The sequence below is a fragment of the Olleya sp. NP1-10 genome (assembly GCF_055804415.1).
This window is the reverse complement of record NZ_CM147840.1, coordinates 3,236,299-3,252,132: the sequence shown is the minus strand read 5'-3', so window position 1 is coordinate 3,252,132 and position 15,834 is coordinate 3,236,299. Positions and strand designations below refer to the sequence as shown.

Annotated in this window: 15 protein-coding genes; 7 read left to right on the top strand and 8 right to left on the bottom strand. The window is 31.2% G+C overall.

What is annotated here, in order from left to right; translation table 11 throughout:
* Positions 1 to 58: 58 nt before the first annotated feature.
* The 4 genes from AC0L4B_RS15305 to tssD all read left to right on the top strand — a co-directional run bounded on the left by AC0L4B_RS15305 (position 59) and on the right by tssD (position 3,137).
* The gene (locus AC0L4B_RS15305; protein WP_473437694.1) at positions 59 to 1,486 is read left to right on the top strand and encodes a viperin family antiviral radical SAM protein; all 1,428 of its coding nucleotides are present in this window, start codon (positions 59 to 61) and stop codon (positions 1,484 to 1,486) included.
* Positions 1,487 to 1,765: 279 nt separating this feature from the next.
* Positions 1,766 to 2,191: a 5' nucleotidase, NT5C type gene (locus AC0L4B_RS15300; RefSeq protein ID WP_473437693.1), complete on the top strand. Its 426-nt coding sequence runs from the start codon at positions 1,766 to 1,768 to the stop codon at positions 2,189 to 2,191.
* Positions 2,192 to 2,231: 40 nt separating this feature from the next.
* On the top strand, positions 2,232 to 2,507 hold the full coding sequence (locus AC0L4B_RS15295) for a hypothetical protein (protein WP_473437692.1): 276 nt from the start codon (positions 2,232 to 2,234) through the stop codon (positions 2,505 to 2,507).
* Positions 2,508 to 2,609: 102 nt separating this feature from the next.
* The gene (tssD, locus tag AC0L4B_RS15290; protein WP_473437691.1) at positions 2,610 to 3,137 is read left to right on the top strand and encodes a type VI secretion system tube protein TssD; all 528 of its coding nucleotides are present in this window, start codon (positions 2,610 to 2,612) and stop codon (positions 3,135 to 3,137) included.
* A gap of 153 nt (positions 3,138 to 3,290) precedes the next feature.
* Here tssD and AC0L4B_RS15285 read toward each other — a convergent pair whose 3' ends face one another.
* Positions 3,291 to 3,686 (bottom strand): hypothetical protein, encoded by a 396-nt coding sequence (locus AC0L4B_RS15285; protein ID WP_473437690.1) that lies wholly within the window; start codon positions 3,684 to 3,686, stop codon positions 3,291 to 3,293.
* Positions 3,687 to 4,014: 328 nt separating this feature from the next.
* Between AC0L4B_RS15285 and AC0L4B_RS15280 the strand changes: the two genes are divergently transcribed.
* Entirely contained in the window at positions 4,015 to 4,815 is an 801-nt protein-coding gene (locus AC0L4B_RS15280; RefSeq protein ID WP_473437689.1) for a hypothetical protein, read from the top strand.
* Positions 4,816 to 4,831: 16 nt separating this feature from the next.
* Here AC0L4B_RS15280 and AC0L4B_RS15275 read toward each other — a convergent pair whose 3' ends face one another.
* The 7 genes from AC0L4B_RS15275 to AC0L4B_RS15245 all read right to left on the bottom strand — a co-directional run bounded on the left by AC0L4B_RS15275 (position 4,832) and on the right by AC0L4B_RS15245 (position 13,974).
* On the bottom strand, positions 4,832 to 5,473 hold the full coding sequence (locus AC0L4B_RS15275; protein WP_473437688.1) for a response regulator: 642 nt from the start codon (positions 5,471 to 5,473) through the stop codon (positions 4,832 to 4,834).
* On the bottom strand, positions 5,474 to 7,312 hold the full coding sequence (locus AC0L4B_RS15270; RefSeq protein ID WP_473437687.1) for a tetratricopeptide repeat-containing sensor histidine kinase: 1,839 nt from the start codon (positions 7,310 to 7,312) through the stop codon (positions 5,474 to 5,476).
* Between the two features lie 150 nt (positions 7,313 to 7,462).
* Complete coding sequence (locus tag AC0L4B_RS15265) at positions 7,463 to 9,724, bottom strand: hypothetical protein (RefSeq protein WP_473437686.1); 2,262 nt, start codon at positions 9,722 to 9,724, stop codon at positions 7,463 to 7,465.
* Positions 9,712 to 10,371: a DUF1266 domain-containing protein gene (locus AC0L4B_RS15260; RefSeq protein ID WP_473437685.1), complete on the bottom strand. Its 660-nt coding sequence runs from the start codon at positions 10,369 to 10,371 to the stop codon at positions 9,712 to 9,714. Before AC0L4B_RS15260 ends, AC0L4B_RS15265 begins: the two co-directional genes overlap by 13 nt.
* 4 nt (positions 10,372 to 10,375) lie before the next feature.
* Positions 10,376 to 12,862, bottom strand: coding sequence for a hypothetical protein (locus tag AC0L4B_RS15255; protein WP_473437684.1), 2,487 nt, complete (start codon positions 12,860 to 12,862; stop codon positions 10,376 to 10,378).
* Positions 12,863 to 12,928: 66 nt separating this feature from the next.
* Positions 12,929 to 13,318 carry an SMI1/KNR4 family protein gene (locus tag AC0L4B_RS15250; RefSeq protein WP_473439452.1) on the bottom strand — a complete coding sequence of 130 codons (390 nt, stop codon included), beginning with the start codon at positions 13,316 to 13,318 and terminating at the stop codon, positions 12,929 to 12,931.
* 68 nt (positions 13,319 to 13,386) lie between these two features.
* The gene (locus AC0L4B_RS15245; protein WP_473437683.1) at positions 13,387 to 13,974 is read right to left on the bottom strand and encodes a hypothetical protein; all 588 of its coding nucleotides are present in this window, start codon (positions 13,972 to 13,974) and stop codon (positions 13,387 to 13,389) included.
* A gap of 169 nt (positions 13,975 to 14,143) precedes the next feature.
* Between AC0L4B_RS15245 and AC0L4B_RS15240 the strand changes: the two genes are divergently transcribed.
* Together AC0L4B_RS15240 and AC0L4B_RS15235 are read left to right on the top strand one after the other, a co-directional pair.
* Positions 14,144 to 15,055, top strand: a complete 912-nt coding sequence (locus AC0L4B_RS15240) for a DUF6892 domain-containing protein (RefSeq protein ID WP_473437682.1) — start codon at positions 14,144 to 14,146, stop codon at positions 15,053 to 15,055.
* A gap of 118 nt (positions 15,056 to 15,173) precedes the next feature.
* Positions 15,174 to 15,821: a hypothetical protein gene (locus AC0L4B_RS15235; protein ID WP_473437681.1), complete on the top strand. Its 648-nt coding sequence runs from the start codon at positions 15,174 to 15,176 to the stop codon at positions 15,819 to 15,821.
* The last annotated feature ends 13 nt before the right edge of the window (positions 15,822 to 15,834 follow it).

Sequence of the window (15,834 nt, the reverse complement as noted above, 5' to 3'; positions counted from 1 at the left end):
AAAACTAATAATATCTCATCCTTTTAGTTAAGGGTGAGATTTTAAAAAAACAAAAATTATGAATAAAAATATAACATTAAGCGGATTTGCTGGAACGGGAAAATCTACAGTAGGTAAAATTATTAAAGAACAATTGAATTTTGAGTTTGTCTCGATTGGAAATTACTCTAGAGCCTATGCAAAGGAGACCTACGGAATGACTATTAATGAGTTTCAAGATAAATGTAAAGCACAACCAGAATTGGATCATGAAATAGATGAGAAGTTTACAATAGAATGTAATAGTAAAGAAAACCTTGTAATTGATTATAGGTTAGGGTTTCATTTTGTCAAAAATGCTTTTAATGTGTTATTAAAAGTATCTGATCAAAAGGCGTCTGAAAGAATATGTTTAGGGAACAGAGTAGATGAGGTAACAAGTCCAGAAGCTATTAAACTGCGCAATGAGGCTATGAGAACACGTTTTTTAGAATGTTACAATGTTGATTTTACCAACGATAAAAATTATGATTTGGTTATCGATACAGATAATTTAACTCCAAAACAAGTATCACAACAGATAATTAAATCATACCGAGAGCTTAATGCTGTAATCGCAATACCAAGTATCAATTATCATTTATGGGAACCGTGTAATATGCGTTGTAAGTTTTGCTTTGCAACTTTTCAAGATGTTAAACAGACTATTTTACCAAAAGGGCATTTGCCAGAAGCAGACGCTCTAAAAGTAGTTGAAAATATAGCAGCAGCAGGATTTGAAAAAATAACATTTGCAGGAGGAGAGCCTCTATTGTGTAAGTGGTTACCAAATTTAATTAAGAAAGCAAAGCAATTAGGAATGACTACCATGATAGTAACCAATGGTAGCAAATTAACAGATACATTTTTAAAAGCCAATACAGACTACTTGGATTGGATTGCAGTAAGTGTAGATAGTTTAGAGGATGAAAACAATATTAAAATAGGTAGAGCAATTTCAGGAAAAAGACCATTAAGTAAAGCATTCTATTATGATTTAGTAGATACTATTAAAAAGTATGGCTATGGCTTAAAAATTAATACAGTAGTTAATAAAGTAAACTATAAAGATGACTTAACGGAATTTATAGAGTACGCTAATCCTAAGCGTTGGAAAGTATTACAAGTATTACCAATAGTGGGACAAAATGATATAAAAGTTGATGATTTTAAAATCACAAATGCAGAATACACCCATTTTTTAAACACACATAAAGATGTAGAAGCTATTGTCCCAGAATCTAACAAGGAAATAAAAGGAAGTTATGTGATGGTTGATCCTGCAGGACGTTTTTTTGATAATGCAGAAGGAACTCATAATTACAGCAAACCGATTTTAGAAGTTGGAGTACAAAAAGCTTTAAAAACCATGAATTATGATTTGGAAAAATTTTTAGATAGAGGAGGTGTTTATAATTGGAATACTAATAAGAATCAAGATTTAAGAAAGGAGGAGGTAGTATCATGAGACATTATGTAGCAAGTTTTTGTAAATCAGAACATTTTACTTACCGACAATGGGATAGAACTATTAATGATAAAGTATTGAGAGCTATCTTAAAAAATGTTGATACCAATAGAAGTAATACGTTACTTATAGTGAGTAGAAAAGTATTGAAAAAGGTAAACATTAAAGTCAACAAAGAGTTGTTTATTAAAATAGATAATAACACCTTAATCACATGCTTTTATTGTGAGCTTCAAAATTATTGCGCAAAGAACAGAGAACAAAATTATATGATAATAAGTGAAATTTAAAATGGAGAAAAAGATTATATTAATAGATATGGATGGTGTTTTAGTTGAGCTAGGAGACGGACCATTTAGCGAGAATAAAAATAAGAAAGGTTTTTTTCTAAATAATAAACCAATTGAAGGAGCTATAAATGCTTTTAAAATTTTGAGTGCTAAGTATGATTGTTATATTGTGTCAACACCTGTATGGAGTAATCCGCATTGTTGGATGGAAAAACGCTTATGGGTTGAAAAATACTTAGGTTTAGAAGCTCATAAAAAATTAATATTAACTCATAATAAAGATTTAATTAGAGGAGATTATATTATTGATGACACTAAAAATTATGGTGTAGATAAATTTGGGGATAGACATGTCCATTTTGGCAGTAACGCCTTTTTAACATGGAATAATGTTTTAGATTTTTTAATTAATTAAAACACTTACATTTGTCATTTTTTAACCTTAAACCAAAACCATGTTAGAAGCATTTGCAATAGCTTATTTTATTAAACAAATTAAATTAGTAGCCGATCAAAAAGGGATAAAACCCGGAAAATGGATAGCAGGCACAGTTATTACTTGGATTGTTGTGGAAGCCTTAATAATTATAACCGCTTTTATGACTTTAGATTTATCTCAAGATGATTTAATTATGGTAGCTATTCCTGCCATATTAGTATCTGCTGCCTCGGCTTATTTTATTTTAGAGCAACTAAAAAAGCAACCTGATGCAACACCTGTAGACCTATAATTTTATAGACCATTTAAATAAAAAAACGCTTTACTAAAAGCGTTTTTTTTATGCCTAATACTAATACAATCCAGTGATTAAATTATAATATCACGGTAAACCGTGAGGTTTATTATTTTAAAAAACAGCAATTTTGTAGGGTTAGTGTATACAGCTAAGCACCCAGTGTTTACTGGATTTACATTTTGTAAGCAACATAGTATAAACGATATAATTAATATTAAAACAATAGGTATGGAAGATGAAAATCAATTAAAAATAGAATTAGTACTAAAAAAAGACAGTACCACAGAACAAGTTTTTGCATTAAGCCAATGTGATTATAATTTTTCGCCACCGTATCAGTATGACAAAGACGAAAAAGAACCTATTACGTTTAACCTATCAGGAGGTATTAAAAGTGTTACAGATCCTATGTTATTGGATTGGTTGTGTGATCAAGAAGGGGAGTGGTCTGGTAATATAAAGTTGTATAAACAAGAGGCATTGACTTTACATATAACCTTTAAAAAATCTAAAGTAACAGGATGTAGTCAATCGTTTTCAGAGCATCATCAATTTGAAGCACTTGAAACATACTTTAGTGCGGTTTTAAAAGGGGTTGTATTAAATGACACGGTTATAAATTAAGCTGACATTAATTTATTTTTTTAAGCCTTTAAGTTGAGTACTTAAAGGCTTTTTTATGTGATAGGTTTAAATGTAGGGTGTAAAAAAAACAGGAGACTAAATATATAGTGTCCTGTTTTGGTGGTTGCTATTAATGGTTGGGTAAGCGGTAATTTATAAATTGTTTTCTAAAAACGTTTTAATAGTGATATCAGGAAAAAAACCACTATGGTGTCCTCCCCAACAGGCGGTTAATGAGAATACGTTATCGTCTAGTTTTAGTTCTTTTTTAGCTTCTGCACCTTCATTTGCTATACAAAATACTGCAATGCTATTAATGTTTTCTTGTACTGCTTCTTTACCAAAATCGTCTTTACAAACGTCTTTTAATGCATCAGTAAGACGTTGTAAACACACGCTTGGGACAAATTTTATATAATCTAATTCAAAGGTATCCCAATGTATTGTTATTGGTAACGGTTTGCCGACTAACTCATTAATCTCTTGTTGATAGTCTCCTAAATATTGATCTTCGATAGCTTTGGCAGCTCTTTTTTCTTGTAGTCCCATGTGTCGTTGTTTTTTACTATTAAAAACTCAAAGTTATAGTGTTAACCAGTAGTTATGACACCTTTAATAAGTGAAACTAAAAACTCACTGATTTCAGTGAGGGGACAACAACTAGAGACGGTTACCTTTATTTTTTAAAGTATTACATTATGAGATATGTATTAATACCAGTAGCGTTATATATACTGTATCTAATTGTTTTGGGTTGCAGTAAATATATTGGAATATCAAAAACGCAAGCCAAAAAAATTTAGAGAAGTACTTAAAACGCGAGTTTAAAGACGATTTAGGTTTTAATAATTGTAACCGTTTTTTTAATGCAGCAACCATGAATCCTAATATCTTTAGTGTATTGATTTACAATAAAGCGATTCCTGAAATAGAGTTTTATACACACCTTAATCTTAAAACCATATTAGATGACCAGGCGTTACCATTACGTACCACAGAGGCATTAACTTGTCATGATTTGTATGAGGCTTCAAAGCAACGTTATGAGGTTAGGCAAGCGGTTAAAAAACAACTTAAACCAGAATTAGATTTAGATTTTGATTATAAAAAATGTACCATAACATTGCCTAATCATCTCAATCCTGTAGCATTAAATGCTGTTTTAAAACGGTTTTTAGATGTATTAAATCAATATTATAAAGCGTTAGATCGTCATGATGATTATGAGGTTACCGTTATAACACCAGAACAACCTAAAGGATTTGTAACATTTACATTAAAAGACGACTTAAAACAATGGACTATTTTACCATTAAAACTGTCTGATAATCATAGTAATTATGAGGCTTTGATACAGCAGTTACAACGTTATGCTTTAGATAAACTGTCTGCTAATGCAACCTCTTATGCTTTAGCAGAAAGACAATCTATTTATATAGATAAAACAACATTATCAAGAGCTGCTTGGGTACAATATTTAAATGATACAGCTATTAATAATGAAACAGAAGGCCCATGGATAAATCCTCAAAAAGGAATATATGTTATTTACTTTGATGTGGACTCTAATTTTATTTATAAAGGTGAATTATTAACCGAAAGCAATGACACTATGGATTACTCTGAAACTTTAACACTAATCCAAACCGCACTTAATGCGGAAGGCATATACTATTAAAATTGAAAGCATTGTTTTAGTCAAATAAACCTGACTCAATCGCATATTTTACAGCTCCTGTAGTGGTTTTTGAACCTGTTTTTAATAAGATGTTTTTACGATGTGTTTCAACAGTATTGACAGAAATGAATAGTTTTTCTGAAATTTCTTTAGAGGTTAATTCTTCGGCTAAAAGGGCTAAAACTTCCTTTTCTCTGGGCGATAATTCTATGTTTTTATATTTCTTTCTTTCAAAAACACTTTCCATATAGCGTTGTTTTATCAGTTCAGAAAAATATTGTTCGTCATTTAAAACTGTTCTTACCGCCTTTTGTAATTCGTCTTTACTAGTAAATTTTGGTACAAAACCATCAGCCCCTTTTTGTATGACTTTATGTACTGTCCTGTGGTTGTCTAACATGCTAAGCATGATGATTTTTACAGTACTGTGTTTTTTCTTTACTTCAGAAAGCAATTCTATTCCGTCCATTTTTGGCATGCTTATATCGCTAATTATTAAACCAATCTCAAATTGGTTTAATAATCTAATGACTTGTTTGCCTTCTGTTGCTAAATGTATTTCTCCGACCTCTTCCATATCGCTTAATATGGTGTTTATACCTTCTAAAAACATAAGATGGTCGTCTGCTATGATGATATTTGTTTTTTTCAATGTCATTTAATTTGTAGGGATGTCAATGGTAATTGATGTTCCGTGATTGTTGCTACTATCTATGTCTAAAGTTCCTTTTACTTTTTGTAAACGCTCTTTAATATTACGGAGTCCTATACCTTGTGTTTTGTTAGATTTAAAGCCTTTACCGTTATCGTTAACAACAATGTTTAAATGGGAGTCATGCTTGGTTAACTGTATGTCTGCAGTGGTTGCTTTGGCGTGCTTTAAAATATTATTTATTAACTCTTGTACAATACGGTAGGCATCTGCTAATAAAGCTTCTGGTAATTGATCGATATCGTCTTCAGGAAAAAAATAAGTATTTATTTCTAGGTCAGAGGCGTTATTAATCTGATTAACAAAATCCTTTAAAAAACTAATAAACCCTATTTTTGAAAAGGATAATGGATGTAATTGATGTGAAAAATTTCTAATATCTTGACATGCATTATTAATCGCTTTTGCAATTTTTTTAGATTGTATATCTTCCTGGTGTGGCTCGATATAATGCTCAAACGCAATTTTAATACTTGCTAAGTCACTACCAATACCATCATGTATTTCTCGTGCTAGTCTAGAGCGTTCTTCGTCTTGACCTTCTTGGTAACGCTCGATAACAGAGAGCTTATGATCTTTCATCATTTCGCTAATTTTCTGTTTAGCATTTTCTTCTTGCTGTAAATTAAGTTGTTTTTGGATTTTTAAACGTTTAATATAAGACCACCTTAAAATCAGTAATATGATTATTGCCAATGCAATACCAGTAATAAGCGTATTTCTAATTAAACGTTGTTTTTTTACGGTAAGTTCTGCTTTTTGTAGTTCGGTTTCGCTTAATTTTTGTTCTTTTTCCAGCAGTTTTATTCTGGCTTCTTTTAATTGGGTTTCGTAACCTTCTTGTATTTTAGCAACATATTTTTCTTTATCTAAACTTTGTTGTTCTGCTACAGTAGTCACTCCTTTTTGATAAAATTCTAGTGCTTTTTCATAGTTTTTTTCCTCTTGATATAATTGTGCTAAATTTTTGTAAATGTCGGCTTTGTATGTCATTAGTGATTGTTGGTTACCAATGGCTAAAGCTTGATTAAAATAGTTAATCGCTTTGGTTTTATGTCCTAATTTGGTCTCGCAAACCCCTAAGTCGTTTAAAACTATTGCAATGTCAGAATTAAATTGAAGCGCTTTTAATAAGCCTAAAGTCTTTTTTAAAGCCACAACCGCTTCTTCACAACGTTTTTCTTGCACTAACATTTGTGATAGATTGATGTTGATATAAGCAATGACTGCTTTATTGCCTTCTTTTTCTCGGTACCTTAAAACGGTATTGTAATGCTCTCGTGCTTGATCAAATTTACCTTCTTCTTTTAAAATATTAGCAAAATTAAACAGTGTGGTCAAAACACCATCATCATCACCAATTTCGCGATATAAATTGGCTGCACGATCTAAATTTTCTGCCGATTTTTTATAGTCTTTTTGCAATAAATATAAGGTGGCTATATTTTGATAGGCATTGGCTTCTTGAGGTTTGTTATTATTTTTATTAGCAAATTTTAAGCATTGCATAAAATAATCTATGGCTTTAGGATACTCTCCTAAATTTTTATAAGCTGATGCTAATATATTGTAACAGGCAGCCCTACCTTTATCTAGTTCTAGTGTATCTAATACTACTAGAGCATCATTAGTGTAGTGTATCGTGCTTTTATAATCTCCTATAATATTGCTTAAGTTACCAAGTGCATATAAGGCTCTAACTTCTTGTAAATCTATCTTTTGTTTTTGACTTTCTTCCAACCATTGTAAGGCTGCCTTTTTAGCTACTAACGGATTTTTTTGCATTTTGATAATAGATTGAAGCTAACGAGTCTATTACAGACGTACCATTGGTCTGTTGTGCCAAAGATACAGTTGTAACGCTAATAAAAAACGCTATAAAAAGGATACTATGTTTAGAGAATACTTGCATTTAATACAGTAAAATTAATAACTTTAAGTGAAATAGGTCGTGCTAATTTTAGATTTGATTGCTTTTAACAGTTCAGGTTCGTTATTTTCAAATGCGGTGTCATAATTTGTTATTTTTTCTAATAGATTATGACGACTGAAAAGGGATTCTGATTTAGAAGAATCAATCCATTCTAGATGCTCTAACAAAGCACTAACCGAAGGGTTGTCTTTGCTTAAAAATAGGGCATTATATTTGGCGTAATCTTCAACTTTACCCAAAGCTTTTGTTATGTTTTTTAATGTTTGTAACAACATGTTGTTTTGATCCTTTGGGAAATTAAAAAAGGAGTGATCAGGATAACTTAGTAATAATTGTTTAAAAGCAAGTAAAGCTTGGTCGTATCGTTTTTCTAAATACAAAAGATTAGCATAATCGTACTCTATTTTCCAATCCAATGCTTCAGGTGTTTCTGTTTTTATAACCTCACAAATTTGGATGCTTTTTATATTATTAAAGCCCTCTTTTGCACAGGTTAAGGCTAATTTAAAATAATAGGCTTTATTAGTCGCTAAAGTAGCAGCCTTAAGTAAGGCGTCTGCACCAGCATTAGTGTCTCCTGTCATCCAATGGATTAAGCCATTATTGCGATAGTCGGTAAAAGTGATTGGTTCTGGTATTAAATCTTCAATGGAAGCGTCCTTAATATCTTCTGGTTTTTCGTTTAAAAAATCATAAAAACAAATCCATTGAAACACAGGATACAATTCTGGTAACAAATACTCTTGCTCGTGATTATATATGGCGTATTTGTAACATTCCTCATAATCTTCCTTTTCCAAAAGGACGTCAACAGCCATATTTATGGTACTGCAATATTCGCTATCACCTTCTTGATAATAATAGATTTCAGAATTAAGATCTTCAAAAAAGGCATCGTAATTTTGGTTGATTTTATGAATGCTCATACGTAAGTTATAAAACCAAGGCGCATACGAATGAGGTGGTAGTGGAAATCCAGTTAACGCCTCATTAATAACCACTAAAGCCTCATCAAATTGTTGTAGTTTAACCAGTGCTCGTGCTTTAAAATATAGCGTTTTAAGTGTTGGTGGATTTTTAATATGACACTGAGTCACAATATCTAAAATGCCTTGCCAGCTTTCTATTCTGCTATTAACTTCTAATAAATACAATAAATACTCTTTTGTTCTAAGTCCATTATTAAATGCAGCATGATACATAGCTCCTGTATCTTTGTAATTAGCTTCTAAGAAAAAGGACTTTGCTTTTAAAACAAAAAATAAAGGGTTATTTGGGTTTAAGGCTAAACCTTGAGCGATAGCTTGATCTAAAACCGTTTTATTTTTAGTGTAATAGTAAGCAGCGTTACCTATTAGTACATAATTGTGTTGTGCTTGCTGCCAACCAGAATTAACTAAGGCCTGCATGAAGTTTTGATACTGTGTAAAGGTGTCGTTTTGTACTTCTGGTAACTGAGGAATTGCAGGTGCTTTTACTATTTGAGTTACCATCTCATACAGCATAAACGCTTTGGCATAGTCCGCTAATAAAAATTGAGTAGTGTCCGATAACTCAATATATTTCCATTCTGTTTTCCATTGTTTTAAAACTTCGGAAGATTTATTGTCCCACAACGCCACTTGAATATGAGCTAGGTTTAAATTAGTTTGATCTAACCTTTGATCTAATTGTAGGCCTTTTAATGCGTCTAAATTATGGGTTGATGACGCTAATTGTAATAGTTGATTTGCATCAGATTCTTGTGCAGAATTACATAATTGCTCTAGTAATTGAGCTTCAATAGTTCTTAATAAAAACCTAGCTTCGGTTAAACTAGGATAGCACTCTAAAATATATTTTAAGGTGGTGATCGCTTCTTCAAAACGTTGTTCTTTTTGCAGTTTTAAGGCGTAATGAATGTGTAATGTTTCGTTATAAGGATATAACATTAAAGCTTTTTGAAACACATGTTCTTGACATACTGTATAATAACTGCAAATAAATTCAAAATCTGACGCTTGTACTTCGTTTATGTTAATTAAGGCGTTTAAATAAGACTCTAAAACCGGTAGGTTTAGCTCTTCAAAAACACTGATGTATAACATGTACAGTCTGTAATACCTAGCGTAGTCTGTATAATTATCCTCGCCTAAAGCCTCTAAATTGTCCTTAATGACAGTCATTATAGATTGTAAATGGGTATATAAATTGGCTTTATATAATGCTTCTGCACGCTGGATATGTGCAATAACGTCTTCTCTAGATAGATTTATATGTTCCATACTTTAAACTCATTTTTTTGTTCAATATGTAATCTTTGATACGTGTCCCAAAGGGTATCTGTTCCAGGAAATTTGCTAATATCCGGTTCGGTTGCTCCTAAAACGTATTCATAACCTAAACAGACGTTATTATGGAAGGCGTCCCAACTATTAAAAGTAGATTTTATAATATTGTTAGCGTCTTCTAAGCGTAAAATGACTTCTTTAGTTGTTATAAAACCAGCGACTAAACCTAATCGCATTTGGAAAATATAATTAGCCATCTCATACCCTATAAGTTTTTGATCTTTAAGGCTAAAACGATACTTCCAGACTAATTTATAAACGTGTTTGGTTTTTGGATTTTGCTCAGCGTTATATTTAGCTTCAAAGGACGTGGTTGTATCCATTCTAAATTGGGTTGCTAATTTTTGAAATGAATTGGAAACCATTTGTCCATCGTGATAACGATGTAAGCTGTTACGTAAATGAAAGCCAGATTTTATGCCATATAAATTTAAAAGTCTTTTAGCCATTTGAACCTGTAAATCTTCTGATAAGTCAAATCCTGACCAGCTGTATAGGTCTGCTTTTTTATGGTGTTTTTTTAAAACTAAAGCCGATAAATTAAGCTGATCTTGAATTTTTGGTGTGATATTTTCTGTCATTTTATTAAGCTTTTATGTCTGCAACAACCTGTAATAAGACCGTTGATACATCCTCTGAATAAGCTCCAGATTTAACCATTGTTTTTAAACCCATAGCATAAGAACTTGCCATTTTAGTCCCTTGTATTAATTGTACAAACAGTGTTTTACATAAATTAATAAACGTAGCTAATGTTTTGTCTGATACTAAGTTAGAATCTAATAATATCATATAAAGCGCCTGACTAAATCTAGAACTTGTATTATTTTGATCGTTATGTAACCAAACTTTAAACTCGGTTATATTGTCAAGTAAAAATGTTAAGGACTCTGTGTCATAAACTTTGGTTTGCGAATACTGTTCTAGGTTGGTAAGGACGTAATCCACAAACTTTTGATTAATCTCATTAGGTTGCATTTTTACCTCAATAGTAGAAGTTTGTTTGGTATTACTAACAGCTTCGGATTTAGGGTTAAAGTATAGGTTGTTTAAGATTGTAATGTTACTATTTAAGGTGTCTTGAGAATCAAAACCATTAGTTTGAACGGTCATGTAGTCAAATAAAAAACGGACTGTATTAGCGTTAATTTTGTTGTTTTTTAATTGACTGAAAAAGTCCTTTAAAAATACTTCAATACTTACCCAAATTAAAGGAGTCGTATCATTATTAGTTTCTGTTTTTTTACTTTTTTGATGTATAGTAATAATACTTTTAATGACATTGTCTAAAAAGTAGCTTACATCATCATTAATTTTATTAAAGACGTTTGCAGTGCGCACACCTTGTGTGGTTAACATGTCATTTACCCAAATGGCTTCTTGTTTAAAGCTGTAATAATAATCAGACAAATAATTAAACCAAGCTTGTATTGTATTAAGTGTTAATGGAGTATTTGGGTTTAGGTAATGTTTAGCAGCAAACGCATTGCAAAGCGTTGTAATACATGGGTGTATGTCTTTAAGCGCCCAAATCTGGTTTACACGCGTAAAATTACCAGACTCAACACATAAACGGCTTAATGTGTTAATAATATAAGGAAGGGTTTGGGTTTTGATAGCCTCTTCAGTTTTTGTTGCTGAATAAGCTAGTTCTAGCAAATATATTTGTAAAGCTTCAAGTTGCTCTTTATTATATAAATTGAACAATTCTTGATCTGCATCATAAAAAATACGAACTAAAAACTGATTTAAAGGATTTGTAATTCCAGAGGTTTTGAAGTCTTTTAAAAAATCTATTAACGTTTTGGTATTATTTAATACGTGTTGGATTAAAAATGCTCCAGTAAGTTTAAAATCATTGTTTTGATAACGCATAGTTGGTAGCGTTGTCTTACTATTTTCAAGGAATAGCTTTGAAAAAATAGTATTATAAGTATCCGTTTGATTTTTTAAACCAGATTTTGGATGACAAGTAACAAACCAAAATGTAATAAAGTGTATCGGTAAATGATTTGCAGTTGCTTGTTGTAATTGTGGTTTAGCAAAATCTGTAAATACTTCGGTATTAAAATGTTGGTTTTTATTTATACTTAGCCATTCTAAAAATTTATGATAACATGCCTCTAACAGATTTTGTGAAATGTCTTTATCAAGATCAAGATCACTAAATATTATAACATCACCAGAGTCCCAAGTTTTTGTACTTAAAGCATCAATAAAAGGGTAGTGGTGGTTATGTGTTTTTAGGTGTAAAAGCGCAGTGCTTTTAACTTCTGCAAAAATCCAACGCTCTTTTATTGTTTCAATTGCTTCTAGTACTAATTGTTTATTATTGGCATAGTAATCTGCTAGTTCTGAAGACAACCAATTAGAGACTATAGTATAGGCGCTGGATTTGTAAACATGACCAACAGGTACTATTTGATGAAACGCAGTAATAAAATTGGACCAGTCATTATTAAAAAAATGCTTAATAAACGTATCGTTAATCTTTAAAGGATGCGTGTCTATGTTGTTTTCATTTTGAATAACAGCATACGTTGAGTTTAGTATGTCAAACTGAAGGCATTGTTGAATTAAAAAGTCTGAATTTATAATGTTTGTAACATCAAAAATACAATCGATTAAACATTGGTTTACAACCATTGAAGCTTCAGTTTTACTTTCTGAAAGTAGTTTTATAGCTTCAAAAATTTGATCTGTAATGGTTTGATTGCAATGTTCAGATTGAAAATAATTTAAATTGAATTTAAAAAAATGAATAAATAATTCGGTACTTTTTTTATCAGGAAAAAAGCCTTGTTTTACTAACGGAAGCCAAGCCCTGACAAAAGTGATACCTTGTTGTGTATTACCATAGAGTTTTGGATAATAGTAAAGGTTTTGTGCTAGTGTATTGGTGAAATTAGCGTCAGCACTATCACTTAAGTTGTTGCTTTTAATGTTCTTATAAATCTTATCATCGGTTATGTCTAAAAGTTCTAAAATTGTAATTAACGCTTGTTGTTCTGGTGCTAAAAATGAATTTAGTTTGATGTTAGGCAGTATTTCTTCTTTAAATATTGACGACATTTATAAGGTTTTATTCAAATTAGGATGCATTGTTTTGTGGTAAACAGCGTTTAGTAATGTTGTTATTTAGTCTGTATGTAACCACTCAAAATCTTCGATATCTGACTGGTCATTAGCCAGGTTTAATAAAAAACTACTTAATGTTTTATCTTCTATGTAACCAATCTCTTGGTCTGCACCAAACCTAATAATTTGACCAGGTGTCCCTTTTGTATTTGGTGCAAAATCTATAGCTAAAAAGTTTCCGTTTTGTAAATCAAAAAACGGTATCCAATATGGGGTTGTATACATTAGTAAGGCTTTGCCTTCATTTGTACTGTAGTTATCTAATAAATCGCCTTGCGTCCAATCGTCATAAATCATTTTCCAATTCACCCATTCAAGCACCATTTGTTCAGCAGACATAAAAGCGGTGTTTTTAATACCATTATGTAGGGTTAAAAACGATTTTAAAATAGCAGGAAATTCAAAACCAGCTTCATTTTTAAACTTAGTATAAGCAGCATCGTTATTTATAGGTGATGTTATAGATAAGTTTTTTTGGCTACTAAGGTTTCAAAACTAGCTTTAATGTTTTCAAAATTGTATGTAACCTCTAATTGAATGTAAGGCGTAATAAAATCGGTTTTTTCTTTAGTTAATTGTTCGGCAATAAATTGATTAGGAATACTGTCTAAAATAAATTCGCCTGTATTTTTGAAAATTAGTTGGTCTTCAAAATTTGAGACTGGTTGATAACTGTATTCATTTGAACCAAAATTATAGACCTTTGCAGTCTTATTATTGACCTTTTTATCAATAGATTTATACCATAGATCAAAAAGCGGAGTGCGTTGTATTGTATAGCTAGCAATGGTTTTGTCTTCTAAAAACGCAAAACAATAAAATGAGGTGTTAGTAGTCTCATCTGGTGTTAATAGTAACGACTTAAAAACTTGTTTTTTTGTAGTATTAGATACTGCCTGCAACACAGCATCTCTAAAAGTAAAAGGATTAAGGTCGTCCAATGGATGGTCTAAACTAGGAAGCGTGTTAATGTTTAATGGTTTAAAATTAAAGGCGTCCCAAGTCATGTCCTTTACTTGATGATTGTATACTGTTATGTGATTCATAATAACTAATTTTTAATAGAGGGCTAAGGTACTCGACTTGTTTTGGGTTTTTATCACTGAAACTAATGATTTTAAAGATTACAATAAGACAGACAGTTAAAATCACTGAATCTAACGAGTCTAGCTTTAGTTGTAAAAGCTATATTTGAAACTGCTAAATAATTATATCATGATCGTACTACATTTATCCGATAAAGGGTTTCAAATAAATACAAAAACTATACAATTTCCGGTATCAATAGAGGTTTTAAAAACTAGTCTGAGTACTAATTTTAGAGTTTCAAAAACAAAACATAATACTATATATACTTGGGACGACTTAGGTCTTTTGGGATATTCTAAACAAGGCGATATTATAGAGGCTTTAATTGTTAGTTATCAGCAAGAATCTCATGGTTTTAGTGCTAAAGCCAATTTTTCAGGGATATTTTATTGTAATAATCAGGATATTATAAGCTATTATAAGTCTCATGATTATAACCGTGTTAAATTATTTAAAGGTGATGATAGTGGTGCGATAGTCATGTCAGAGGTTAGTGCTTGGTTTGATGTAGACGATTCAAATTCTAACGTTAGAGCCATACAAATTGGACAATATGTACCTTATAATAAAGGTGAAGGCATACCAGACGATAAATACACGATTACACCTTTGGATGAAGCGATAATACCTTTTGAAGATTTTGGATTTAAATTATCTGTCATAGAAGAGTTGATGTATGTTAAAGAATTACTTCTGCCTAAGTTTGATTTATATGAGTTTGCAGATTGGTATAAAGCACGAGATATAGATATAGATGAAGAAGGATATAATCCAATCCCAGAAGTAGAACAGTATTTTAAAGATTTGCCAATACCTATGCGATTGGCATCTGCTGTAACCGAAATTTATCAAGATGGAGGTAATGATATTTATATGAATTTATCACCATTTTCTGGTGGAGCTGTAGATTATTGGGACATTAAAAGCAGTGCAGATGTTAAACACTTTTCTAATTTAAAAAAGGCGACATTATGCTATGCGACAGATACTGCATATAATGAGATGATTGCCTTAGGAATAGATGCAGAGTGGTTGTAACTGACTGTTAGGTTTTGCTAAAAGCTTAATATGATTATTTACAGATATCATTAATTTCAGTGATAAATACAGTGTTATCAAATTATAATTTTGTGTTATAATCATTAAACAATTTACAATGGGATTAACTATAACAAGCGGAATTTTAGCAGATTTTATAGACAATGAGCCTGAAGGGTATCAAGCCTATAAAGTCATATTTGATAATATTAATACTATTTTAAAAGCTAATAATGTTACACCACATCTAGAGCCAGATGTAATGGACAAAAAACCTTTGCACTCTGGTGGCATCCCTTATGCGTTTTTGCATGTTTTAAGGCGTTTTGCTGCACACGTTTGGGAAAACAAAGATCAGGGCAACGATAATTGGGTACCATCACCTTTTTCAATAGATGATGCACCTGGAGATGATCCTATTTTAGAAACACATTACTCTTACATGTCTAGTCATCTTTTAACACATTCGGATTCTGAAGGATTTTATATCCCTGTAGAATTACCTGAAGTGCTTTTTGATACAGATGCTTCGCCTGTACCTGGTGCTATGATAGGATCATCGTATGATTTATTAAGTGAATTGAAGAGTTTAACTAAGCATTTAGGGATTGTTTTAAACGAAGAAGATATTATTTCTAATTTACCAGAAATTAATCAGAATATTCAAGATGAAGGTGATTTTTGGGTAGAAAAATTAGTATGTGCTACACTTTTAGACGCAGCCAAGTTTAGTATTACCAATAATACAGCTATTGTATTTAGTTAATAATAAAACTAAC

Coding starts and splice junctions, on each gene's coding strand:
- AC0L4B_RS15295 (WP_473437692.1), top strand. CDS start 2,232: ATGTTAGAAGCATTTGCAATAGCTTATTTTATTAAACAAATTAAATTA.
- AC0L4B_RS15265 (WP_473437686.1), bottom strand. CDS start 9,724: ATGGAACATATAAATCTATCTAGAGAAGACGTTATTGCACATATCCAG.
- AC0L4B_RS15235 (WP_473437681.1), top strand. CDS start 15,174: ATGGGATTAACTATAACAAGCGGAATTTTAGCAGATTTTATAGACAAT.
- AC0L4B_RS15280 (WP_473437689.1), top strand. CDS start 4,015: ATGAATCCTAATATCTTTAGTGTATTGATTTACAATAAAGCGATTCCT.
- AC0L4B_RS15260 (WP_473437685.1), bottom strand. CDS start 10,371: ATGACAGAAAATATCACACCAAAAATTCAAGATCAGCTTAATTTATCG.
- AC0L4B_RS15285 (WP_473437690.1), bottom strand. CDS start 3,686: ATGGGACTACAAGAAAAAAGAGCTGCCAAAGCTATCGAAGATCAATAT.
- AC0L4B_RS15305 (WP_473437694.1), top strand. CDS start 59: ATGAATAAAAATATAACATTAAGCGGATTTGCTGGAACGGGAAAATCT.
- AC0L4B_RS15255 (WP_473437684.1), bottom strand. CDS start 12,862: ATGTCGTCAATATTTAAAGAAGAAATACTGCCTAACATCAAACTAAAT.
- AC0L4B_RS15275 (WP_473437688.1), bottom strand. CDS start 5,473: ATGACATTGAAAAAAACAAATATCATCATAGCAGACGACCATCTTATG.
- AC0L4B_RS15245 (WP_473437683.1), bottom strand. CDS start 13,974: ATGAATCACATAACAGTATACAATCATCAAGTAAAGGACATGACTTGG.
- AC0L4B_RS15240 (WP_473437682.1), top strand. CDS start 14,144: ATGATCGTACTACATTTATCCGATAAAGGGTTTCAAATAAATACAAAA.
- AC0L4B_RS15270 (WP_473437687.1), bottom strand. CDS start 7,312: ATGCAAAAAAATCCGTTAGTAGCTAAAAAGGCAGCCTTACAATGGTTG.